The sequence below is a fragment of the Mycobacterium sp. genome (assembly GCF_032162605.1).
GTDB lineage: Bacteria > Actinomycetota > Actinomycetes > Mycobacteriales > Mycobacteriaceae > Mycobacterium.
In genome coordinates this window covers 1-8,863 of the sequence record NZ_JAVROT010000573.1, presented here as the reverse complement: position 1 = coordinate 8,863, position 8,863 = coordinate 1, and the positions used below count along the sequence as shown (strand labels likewise).

9 protein-coding genes and 1 pseudogene are annotated in these 8,863 nt (G+C 67.2%); 2 read left to right on the top strand and 8 right to left on the bottom strand.

The features are described 5' to 3' along the window. The 3 genes from QOI01_RS31865 to guaB form a co-directional block, all read right to left on the bottom strand. A partial coding sequence (locus QOI01_RS31865) for an FAD-binding protein (RefSeq protein WP_526387531.1) occupies positions 1 to 596 on the bottom strand: 596 nt, incomplete at its 3' end. An 82-nt stretch (positions 597 to 678) separates the two neighbouring features. Continuing rightward, positions 679 to 1,806 carry a GuaB3 family IMP dehydrogenase-related protein gene (locus tag QOI01_RS31860; RefSeq protein WP_526387534.1) on the bottom strand — a complete coding sequence of 376 codons (1,128 nt, stop codon included), beginning with the start codon at positions 1,804 to 1,806 and terminating at the stop codon, positions 679 to 681. Between the two features lie 29 nt (positions 1,807 to 1,835). Next, positions 1,836 to 3,377 carry an IMP dehydrogenase gene (gene guaB / locus QOI01_RS31855; RefSeq protein ID WP_526387529.1) on the bottom strand — a complete coding sequence of 514 codons (1,542 nt, stop codon included), beginning with the start codon at positions 3,375 to 3,377 and terminating at the stop codon, positions 1,836 to 1,838. A 176-nt stretch (positions 3,378 to 3,553) separates the two neighbouring features. Here guaB and QOI01_RS31850 point away from each other — a divergent pair, with 176 nt between their 5' ends. Next, positions 3,554 to 3,958 carry a DUF5319 family protein gene (locus QOI01_RS31850; protein WP_526387527.1) on the top strand — a complete coding sequence of 135 codons (405 nt, stop codon included), beginning with the start codon at positions 3,554 to 3,556 and terminating at the stop codon, positions 3,956 to 3,958. Between the two features lie 183 nt (positions 3,959 to 4,141). On the opposite strand, the gene QOI01_RS31845 is transcribed toward QOI01_RS31850, so the two are convergent. The 3 genes from QOI01_RS31845 to QOI01_RS31835 all read right to left on the bottom strand — a co-directional run bounded on the left by QOI01_RS31845 (position 4,142) and on the right by QOI01_RS31835 (position 6,774). After that, positions 4,142 to 5,335: an anti-sigma-D factor RsdA gene (locus QOI01_RS31845; protein ID WP_526387525.1), complete on the bottom strand. Its 1,194-nt coding sequence runs from the start codon at positions 5,333 to 5,335 to the stop codon at positions 4,142 to 4,144. Then, entirely contained in the window at positions 5,328 to 5,906 is a 579-nt protein-coding gene (locus QOI01_RS31840) for an RNA polymerase sigma factor (RefSeq protein ID WP_526387523.1), read from the bottom strand. Before QOI01_RS31840 ends, QOI01_RS31845 begins: the two co-directional genes overlap by 8 nt. An 88-nt stretch (positions 5,907 to 5,994) precedes the next feature. Next, positions 5,995 to 6,774 (bottom strand): hypothetical protein, encoded by a 780-nt coding sequence (locus tag QOI01_RS31835; RefSeq protein WP_526387521.1) that lies wholly within the window; start codon positions 6,772 to 6,774, stop codon positions 5,995 to 5,997. Positions 6,775 to 7,215: 441 nt separating this feature from the next. Here QOI01_RS31835 and QOI01_RS31830 point away from each other — a divergent pair, with 441 nt between their 5' ends. Continuing rightward, the gene (locus tag QOI01_RS31830; protein WP_526387520.1) at positions 7,216 to 7,506 is read left to right on the top strand and encodes a WhiB family transcriptional regulator; all 291 of its coding nucleotides are present in this window, start codon (positions 7,216 to 7,218) and stop codon (positions 7,504 to 7,506) included. 106 nt (positions 7,507 to 7,612) lie between these two features. On the opposite strand, the gene QOI01_RS31825 is transcribed toward QOI01_RS31830, so the two are convergent. After that, a complete protein-coding gene (locus QOI01_RS31825; RefSeq protein ID WP_526387533.1) occupies positions 7,613 to 8,191 on the bottom strand; it encodes a threonine/serine exporter family protein in 579 nt (192 codons plus the stop codon). Positions 8,192 to 8,564: 373 nt separating this feature from the next. Beyond that, positions 8,565 to 8,807, bottom strand: a pseudogene (locus tag QOI01_RS31820) (threonine/serine exporter family protein); the annotation flags it as partial. Between the last annotated feature and the right edge of the window lie 56 nt (positions 8,808 to 8,863).

The window sequence follows — 8,863 nt, the reverse complement described above, 5'->3', positions numbered from 1 at the left end:
GTCATGCAGGACCCGCATTCGATGCAGCCGGTCCGCGCCGGCCCCGCACCACCGAAGTACGGATCGGGCACCGTCTTGCCTGGCGTCTTCTGGCCGTCGGGGCCGAAGAACACCCCGACGGGCGTCGGCACGAAGGTGTCGCCGACACCCATGTCGTCGGCGACCTCCTTGAGGATGCGGTCGGCATCGGTGAAGGTCGGGTTGGTGACCACGCCGAGCATGCGGGTGGCCTGGTCGTAGTGCGGCATCAACTCGGCGCGCCAGTCGGTGATGTGAGCCCATTGCTTGTCAGCGAAGAACTGCTCAGGGGGCACGTACAGCGTGTTGGCGTAGTTGAGCGACCCACCGCCCACGCCGGCACCCGCCAGGATCATGCAGTTGCGCAGAAGGTGGATGCGCTGGATGCCGTACATGCCGAGTTTGGGCATCCACAGGAATTTGCGGAGGTCCCACGACGTCTTCGCCATGTCCTCGTCCTCGAAGCGACGACCGGCCTCGAGCACACCGACGCGATAGCCCTTCTCGGTGAGCCGCAGTGCGCTGGCGCTGCCCCCGAAACCCGAGCCGATGATCAGGACGTCGTAGTCAGGATCCATTCGGCCAGTATGAACTTACCGACCGGTAACAAGCTAGACAGGCAACCCTAAGTTGTAAAGCAGCAGCTTCGCTCGGGCGGGGCTAGCGGCCGACGGTCAGCCCAACCTTCTGGAACTCCTTGAGGTCGCAGTAGCCGGCCTTGGCCATTGACCGGCGCAACCCTCCGACCAGGTTCAACGAGCCGAACGGGTCGTCGGACGGGCCGCTGAGGACCTGCTTGAGCGACGGGCGCTCACCGAGCGCCACCTGCAGCAGCGCGCCGCGAGGCAGCGACGGGTGAGCGGCCGCCGACGGCCAGAACCAACCGTCACCCAGCGCCTCGGCGGCAGAGGCCAGCGGCGTCCCGAGCACGACCGCGTCGGCGCCACAGGCAATGGCCTTGGCGAGTTCGCCAGAGGTATGGATGTCGCCGTCGGCGAGTACGTGGACGTACCGACCGCCGGTCTCGTCGAGGTACTCGCGGCGAGCGGCAGCCGCATCCGCGATCGCGGTGGCCATCGGCACGCTGATGCCGAGCACCTCGTCGCTGGTGGTCACCCCCCACGTCGAGCCGTATCCGACGATGACGCCCGCCGCTCCGGTCCGCATGAGGTGCAGTGCGGTGCGGTGGTCCAGCACGCCACCCGCGACAACGGGTACGTCGAGCTCGGAGATGAACGTCTTGAGATTGAGTGGTTCGACATCCTGCGCGACGCGCTCGGCGGAGATGATCGTGCCCTGGATGACCAGGAGGTCGATCCCCGCGGCGACGAGCGCCGGGGTGAGCGCCTGGGCGTTCTGCGGGCTCACTCGGACGGCCGTGGTCACTCCCGCGTCGCGGATGCGGGAGACGGCGGCGCCCAGCAGCTCCGGATCGAGCGGTTCCGCGTGCAACTGCTGCAGCAGCCGGATGGACGCCGACGGGTCGGGTTCCTTGGCCGCCGCTTCGATCACCTGGGCGATCTTCGCCTCCACGTCGGCATGCCTGCCGATCAGTCCCTCGCCGTTGAGCACGCCCAAGCCGCCGAGTCTGCCGAGCTCGATCGCGAACTCGACGGACACCAGGGCATCGGTGGGGTGCGCGACGACCGGGATCTCGAAGCGGTAGGCATCGAGCTGCCACGCCGTCGACACGTCCTGCGAAGAACGTGTGCGTCGCGACGGCACGATGTTGATGTCGTCGAGTTCGTAGGTGCGACGGGCGGTTCTGCCCATGCCGATTTCGACCATGTCACGCATACGGATGGATCCCCCGGGCCCTAACGGGCGTAGTAGTTGGGCGCTTCGGTCGTCATAGTGATGTCGTGCGGGTGGCTTTCCTTCAGCCCCGCCGCAGTGATCTGGACGAACTGCGCCTGTTGCAGATGCTCGATGGTGGGCGAACCGGTGTAACCCATCGCCGCCCGCAGCCCACCCGTCAGCTGGTGGATGACGGTCGACAGCGGCCCGCGGAACGGCACCCGGCCCTCGATGCCCTCGGGCACCAGCTTGTCCTCGGAAAGCACGTCGTCCTGGAAGTAACGGTCCTTCGAATAACTCTTCTGCGCTCCACGCCCCTGCATGGCGCCGAGTGACCCCATGCCGCGGTAGCTCTTGAACTGCTTGCCGTTGACGAAGATCAGGTCTCCCGGTGCTTCGGCGGTGCCGGCGAGGAGCGAGCCGAGCATGGCCGTCGACGCACCGGCGGCCAGCGCCTTGGCGATGTCGCCCGAGTACTGCAGGCCGCCGTCGGCGATCACCGGCACTCCGTGCGGCGCGCAGGCGGCGACCGCCTCCAGGATCGCCGTGATCTGGGGCGCCCCAACCCCGGCGACGACGCGCGTGGTGCAGATGGAACCCGGGCCGACGCCGACCTTCACTGCGTCGGCGCCCGCCTCGACCAGCGCGAGGGCAGCGGAACGGGTGGCGACGTTGCCGCCCACCACCTCGACGCGATCACCGGCGACCGTCTTGAGCCAATGGACCATGTCCAGCACCCCGCGGTTGTGCGCGTGGGCGGTGTCCACGATCACCACGTCGACGCCTGCGTCGACCAGCGTCATGGCGCGCTCCCTTGCATCTCCGCCGACGCCGACCGCGGCGCCGACCAGCAGGCGGCCGTCACTGTCCTTGGTGGCCAGCGGGAATTGCTCGGTCTTGACGAAGTCCTTGACGGTGATGAGGCCGGTCAGCTTGCCGTGGCCGTCCACGATCGGCAGCTTCTCGATCTTGTGTCGGCGCAGAAGGCCCAGCGCCGCATCGGCCGTGACGCCCGCCTGGGCAGTGATCAGTGGCGTCTTGGTCATCACCTCGACGACCGGCTTGTTCATGTCCACTTCGAAGCGCATGTCGCGGTTGGTGATGATCCCAACTAGAGAGCCGAGCGAATCCACAACCGGAAGGCCAGAGATCCGGAATCGCGCGCACATGGCGTCGACCTCGGCCAGCGTGTTGCCGGGAGAGCACGTGACGGGGTCGGTGACCATGCCTGCCTCGGACCGTTTGACCGTCTCGACCTGACCGGCCTGTTCCGCGGCGGGCAGGTTGCGATGAAGGACGCCCATCCCCCCTGCGCGAGCCATCGCGATGGCCATCCGAGACTCGGTGACGGTGTCCATGGCCGAACTCACCAGCGGCACCCGCAGCCGGATGCGCCTGGTGAGCTGACTGGACGTATTGGCGTTGGCGGGCACCACGTCGGAGGCCGCGGGAAGCAGCAGAACGTCGTCGAAGGTGAGCCCGAGCATCGCGACCTTGGTGGGATCGTCGCCCCCGGTCGGCACCGGAACGGCGATGGGAAGGCTGCTTTCAGCGATCGACATGGGTGAGGCCTCCAGATGGCACAGATCTAAGAGTTCATCCTATCGGGGTCGGGCCCGGCACTTGACCTCCACGCGCCATTGGCAACGAGGTTGGAACACGCGACATGCCATGGACGAGCCCCGGCAACGCTGCGGGGCGCTGGCGCGATACCCGACGTCCTGCGTAGTGTGGAGCTGTGCGTGACCACCTGCCACCGGGTTTGCCGCCCGATCCCTTCGCCGACGATCCGTGCGATCCCTCGGCGGCTCTCGACGCACTCGAGCCGGGCCAGCCGCTGGATGCGCAGGAACGCATCGCGGTCGAAGCCGACCTTGCCGATCTGGCCGTCTACGAAGCCTTGTTGGCGCACAAGGGGATTCGTGGCCTGGTGGTGTGCTGTGAGGAGTGCCAGCAGGACCACTATCACGACTGGGACATGTTGCGGGCCAACCTCCTGCAGCTGCTGGTGGACGGCACGGTGCGTCCGCACGAGCCGGCTTACGACCCCGAACCCGACGCGTACGTGACCTGGGACTACTGCCGCGGCTATGCCGATGCATCGCTGAACGAGGCGGCCACGGAGTCCGACGGATATCGCTGACGGCGTAGTTCGCCCTCACAATTCGAGCACGGACCGGATTCCACTGATCGTCACCCTCGGCGGTGTTCACAACCGTTTGCTGAGCGCCGTCCGGCGAGGCATGCCACCAAGTTCTACGGGTAGCCTCAACCGCGCGGCGATTTTGCTGGTGTCGGTGCTAGCCGGCCTCGCGCCGCCAACTCGCTAGGACACGCCGCCGGACTGCGGCACGATGGTCGTCGTCGTGGCCACGCTCGGCCTCTCCGGTGCCGTCGACACCGCAGGCGGACTCGGCGGGACCGATGCACTTGGCGCAGCCGACACAGCAGGCGGCTGGGCGGCCGAGGAACTCGGCGCCGTCCGCGGCGGCGATGCCGGGGATTCCGCGACCGTCGAGGTCGACGGGACGACTGACGGGACGGCCGGCGTCGACGGCGGGAGCGTCGCCTGCGGCAGCTCCGCTGCGACCGTGGAGGTGGTCGTGGCCGTCGTGGGACTCGATGGCGGCGAACTGGCAGGCGCCGTCAAGGTCGTCGGAGTCGTCGATGGAGGCGTCGCCGGAGCGCTGGAGCCGTCGGACGCAGCTGTGGTGGACGACGTCGAGGAATCGGGTGGCGCCGTCATTACTGTCTCCGGCGGGACGGTCGCGCCCGAGGTATCCGACGTGGTCGTCGTTTCGGACGTTTGTGACGTTTGGGACGTCTCGGTCGACTCCGACGTCGGAGCCTCCACGACGGGCACCGGCAGCCAGGTCAAGGGCGACGACGGCAGAACGGGCAGCGGCTCCCCCGGCGGAAGCGTCGCTGCCGGATTCTGCTCGACCACCTTGTAGGTCAACGCGTTCCACTGCTCGACGAGCTGTTGCTTGCTCTCGACCTGGTCGACGCCCTGCACCGCCGAGCTCACCTGGACGAGCTTGTCCTGTGCCTGCTGCCACTGGCCTTGGTCGATCAGCTGCTGCACCTGCTGAAGCTGCGCCGATGCCAGCGAGACCTGATCGTCACGGGTCTGCTCCTGCTGGCCGAAGATCGCGGTGCGCATGCCATAGAGCGAGTCACCCGGGCCTGCCCCGTAGACGGCCGTGCCGAACCCTCCGATGCACAACATCGCGGCAGCCACCGACCCGACGATCGCGAAGCCCCTGCGTGAACCTCGGGTCTTGGCCAGTCCGCCGCGCAGTGCCTCCACGGCGTCGCCGGCGCTGACCGGAGCGGTGACGGGTGCGTCCCGCACGTCGTCGCGGAACTCGGCGAAGAGGAAGGCGAGTTCGGCCTCGGCAGGGTCGGTCGAGTAGACCGGTTGTTTGGAAGCGAGTGCTTCGAAGAAGCGGTCGGCCCTGTTGATCTCGTTGAGCGACGGATCTCCACCATTGGACGTCCAGCGACCGGAATCAGCCATCTCGAGGCCCCATTCCGTTCAGCTCGCCCTTCAGTCGCGCCAGGGCTCGATGCTGAGCCACGCGCACCGCTCCCGCGGTGCTGCCGACCGCCACGGCTGTCTCCTCGGCGCTCATGCCGACCACCACGCGCAGCACCAGGATCTCCCGCTGTTTCTCGGGAAGAATCGCCAACAGGCGGTTCATCCGGGCTGCCGATTCGGAGTCAATCGCCATCTGCTCGGGGCCTGCCGCGAGGGAGGGCCGCTCCGGGAGCGTGTCGGTCGCGTCGGCGCGGTTACGCCCCTGAGCGCGATGTGCGTCAGCGACCTTGTGCGCGGCGATGCCGTAAACGAAGGCCAGGAAGGGGCGTCCCTGATCCTTGTAGCGCGGCAGCGCCGTGATGGCGGCCAAGCAAACCTCCTGAGCCACGTCGTCTGCTGAAAGGCCACTTCGCTCCGCTGACCCGATCCTCGCCCGGCAATACCGGAACACGATCGGCCGGATGGTCTCCAGCACTGTCCGGAGTGCATCTCGGTCGCCGTTTACCGCCTTGGCCACGACACCATCGAGACTGTCTCCCGAAATTGTCATCGTGGGCGATATCTCCAGCGTTACTGATGGGGCACGTCCCCGCGGTTGTGTCAGCTAAAGAGTAGTGATCTAGAAGTGACTCGCAGACTCACCGCGCCGACCACCTTCCTCCCCTCCTGCGAACGGTCTCGGCGAACCCGTCGCGAGCAACGCGGATCTGCGACGGCGAATGGACGGAGCTGCCGATGTCGGTGAGCAGGCACGCCAAAGCCCAGCTCAGTGGTATCAACCCGAGACGTTCGGTGTTCGCCAGTGCCCCATCGGCGACCTGACGGGAAGTCTCGAACTCGCCCGCGCTGCACAGCGCCGCGGCCAGTACGACCTGGGATTTCATGACGTGTCGCGTGGAGGTGAGCGGCGACGCCAGCTCCGCCGCATGCTCCGCATGCCCGACGGATGCCGCGCCAGCTCCCGTGGCCATCGCCAGCTCGGCGCGCACCCACGCCAGGCGTACGGGTAGCCGGCCCGCGGTGTCCTCGCCCAGGAGATCGCCCGCGCGCAGCAGCAACCGGCTCGCCGTCGCGAACCGGCCGACACCCAGTGCATCGGCGGCCAACCCGATCAGGGCATCGGCTCCCGCTTCGACGTTCGGCCCTGCGACGGCCCAGGCCCGCCCATCCCACGCCCGGGCGGCGTGGTGCCCACCGAGCTGTCGCAGGAACGAGGCGCGCGTACTCAATGCGAGGGAGGCGAGCGGGCCGTCGGGCCGCGAGCGGCCGAGTATCTCCAGGTCGGCGATCCCGCTTGCGTAGCGACCCTGACCGCCCGCCGACACCGCGCGCAGCCAGTGCTCCCGCGACGTACTCGCCGCGGGCAATGGCCAACGACCCGGGTCATCCCCGAAGGCCAGGTCGACGAATGTGTTCATCCGCGGCGACGCTATCAATGGTCCGCAGGGAACGAACCGCCGGAACCAGGTACCGTGGGGCCCAGGATTTTCATGTGGCAGGTTCAACTTCGGTTAACAGTTCATGGTCACCGTGTTACGACGGTGTCAACTGCCTCCTGGCGCCTCCTACTGGTCGGTGCGTCATCGCCGCACGCGAGCAGCATAAACGGGAATCGAGATCGAACTGTTGGAGATTCGTAATCACTCATCTCGTTTCGTGCGCGTCGCAATGATGAACGTGATGTAAATTCTCGGACTGCCGTTATGTGGTTGAGCACACGCTCGGGCTATTGACCGAAGTTCTCGAGCCCTTCTACTTTGTGTGCACGAGTAGTCATCGGCGACACGTGCTCGGATCGGTTCCACGACGTCACGTTTTCGTTCATTCGCGAAAGAGACGCGTAGAGAGGGGTTTTCCCAATGCCACAGCCGCAGCAGTTGCCCGGGCCCAACGCCGACATCTGGGATTGGCAGATGTCAGGTCTTTGCCGGGGCGTCGAGTCCTCGATGTTCTTCCATCCGGACGGTGAGCGGGGACGTGCCCGAGCTCAGCGTGAAATGCGCGCGAAGGAGATGTGCCGGCGTTGCCCGGTGGTTGCTCAGTGCCGGTCCCACGCTCTCGCGGTCGGAGAGCCCTACGGCATCTGGGGTGGCCTCAGCGAGGCTGAGCGTGAGCTTCTACTCAAGCGGGGGATCCGCCGCACCGCGTAACCACACAGGTCACGTCAGACTCCTAGGACCACACACGGAACGCGAACAAGCGGTGGGCTCGCCGGTGTGACTTTCGATCGCCGTGGGCAGTGCGTACGTTGGCACCCTAAGGATCTCGGCGGGGCGGATTGTCGGGATTGGAGAGGAGGTCTCTACTCGAGCGGGGCAACCGGCGCGCCTCTTGGGCGTGCGTGCGCGTGGGCTGAGCGAGTCGTGTGCCGCGGCTGCGGCGGCGATCCGCAAGGCGTCGTCTCCGAACTTTCCACGAGCTCCATTCGCCCAACGTGACGCCGGCCGCGAGGGCGGTACCGATTGCCATGGCGCCCAACACCGATGCGAACCCGACGGCCTGTTGGTCGTTGAGAATCGCGTAGATACCGTGCAACAGTGCCAGGCCCGGGAGCAGGGGCACGATGCCCGCGATCGACACGACCAGCGGTGGCGCGAGATTGCGGCGTTCCATCAGCCGGCCGACCAACCCGATCGGCACCGCCGCGACGAACGACGCCACCACGGGACCCAAACGCGCCCTGTGCCAGAAGAAACGCAAGGGCGCCTGCCGCACCGCCGAACGCCGCAGCCACCGCTGCGGTCCGTTCGGCGTAGCAGGCCAGGGCGTAGGCCGCTGCGCTCGCCGCGCCGAATGCGACACGCGCAGGCAGCTCTGCCAAGGCGGGCGGTGCATACGCGCCGATGGCGACGAACGGCGCGCCGAAGCGGTTGGCGAGGTGCAGTACCAACGCCACACCGGCGATCGTCGCGGCAGTCATCATGACCAACTCGAAGAAGCGGGCCGCAGCTGTGACCGGGGCGCCCGTGATGACGTCGCCGACGGAGCCCACCAGCGAGAGTCCTGCGAGCAGCACGACGAGGCCGGCGGCGATGGCCACCGTCGGTTCGAACTGCAGGCCCAGCTTGGGGCTGAGCCAGTAGAGCACCAGCGGGGGTGCGGTCGCGATCGCGCCGCCAACCGCATATTGAAAGAAGAACGGGAGCCCATGCCTGTTGAGCTGCCGATTGACCCGGTCGATCGTCATGGCGCTCAGAGCGCTGACGAAGCAGGCGAGCAGACCGGCGCCCAAGGTTCCCGCCGTAGCGAACGCCAGCGCCCCCCAGGCGAGGGTGGCGACCCAGCGCTTGTAAGGGCGCGGCGCGGTGATGATGGCGTCGAGCTCGTCGCGAGCTTTCGACGGGGACACCTGACCAGCGCGGATGCGACCGGCCAGACGATCGACGGCCGCCAGTCGGCTGAAGTCCATCGACCGGTATTGCACGATTTGCAGCGTGCTGGCCGCTGGCAACGTGGGCCCACGGTAGGCAGCGACGTGGATCGTCGTGTTGATGACGTCGACTTCGC

Excerpts from the sequence above, each read along its gene's own strand:
- guaB (WP_526387529.1), bottom strand. The coding sequence starts at position 3,377 with ATGTCGATCGCTGAAAGCAGCCTTCCCATCGCCGTTCCGGTGCCGACC.
- QOI01_RS31830 (WP_526387520.1), top strand. The coding sequence starts at position 7,216 with ATGCCACAGCCGCAGCAGTTGCCCGGGCCCAACGCCGACATCTGGGAT.
- QOI01_RS31860 (WP_526387534.1), bottom strand. The coding sequence starts at position 1,806 with ATGGTCGAAATCGGCATGGGCAGAACCGCCCGTCGCACCTACGAACTC.
- QOI01_RS31835 (WP_526387521.1), bottom strand. The coding sequence starts at position 6,774 with ATGAACACATTCGTCGACCTGGCCTTCGGGGATGACCCGGGTCGTTGG.
- QOI01_RS31845 (WP_526387525.1), bottom strand. The coding sequence starts at position 5,335 with ATGGCTGATTCCGGTCGCTGGACGTCCAATGGTGGAGATCCGTCGCTC.
- QOI01_RS31825 (WP_526387533.1), bottom strand. The coding sequence starts at position 8,191 with ATGCACCGCCCGCCTTGGCAGAGCTGCCTGCGCGTGTCGCATTCGGCG.
- QOI01_RS31840 (WP_526387523.1), bottom strand. The coding sequence starts at position 5,906 with ATGACAATTTCGGGAGACAGTCTCGATGGTGTCGTGGCCAAGGCGGTA.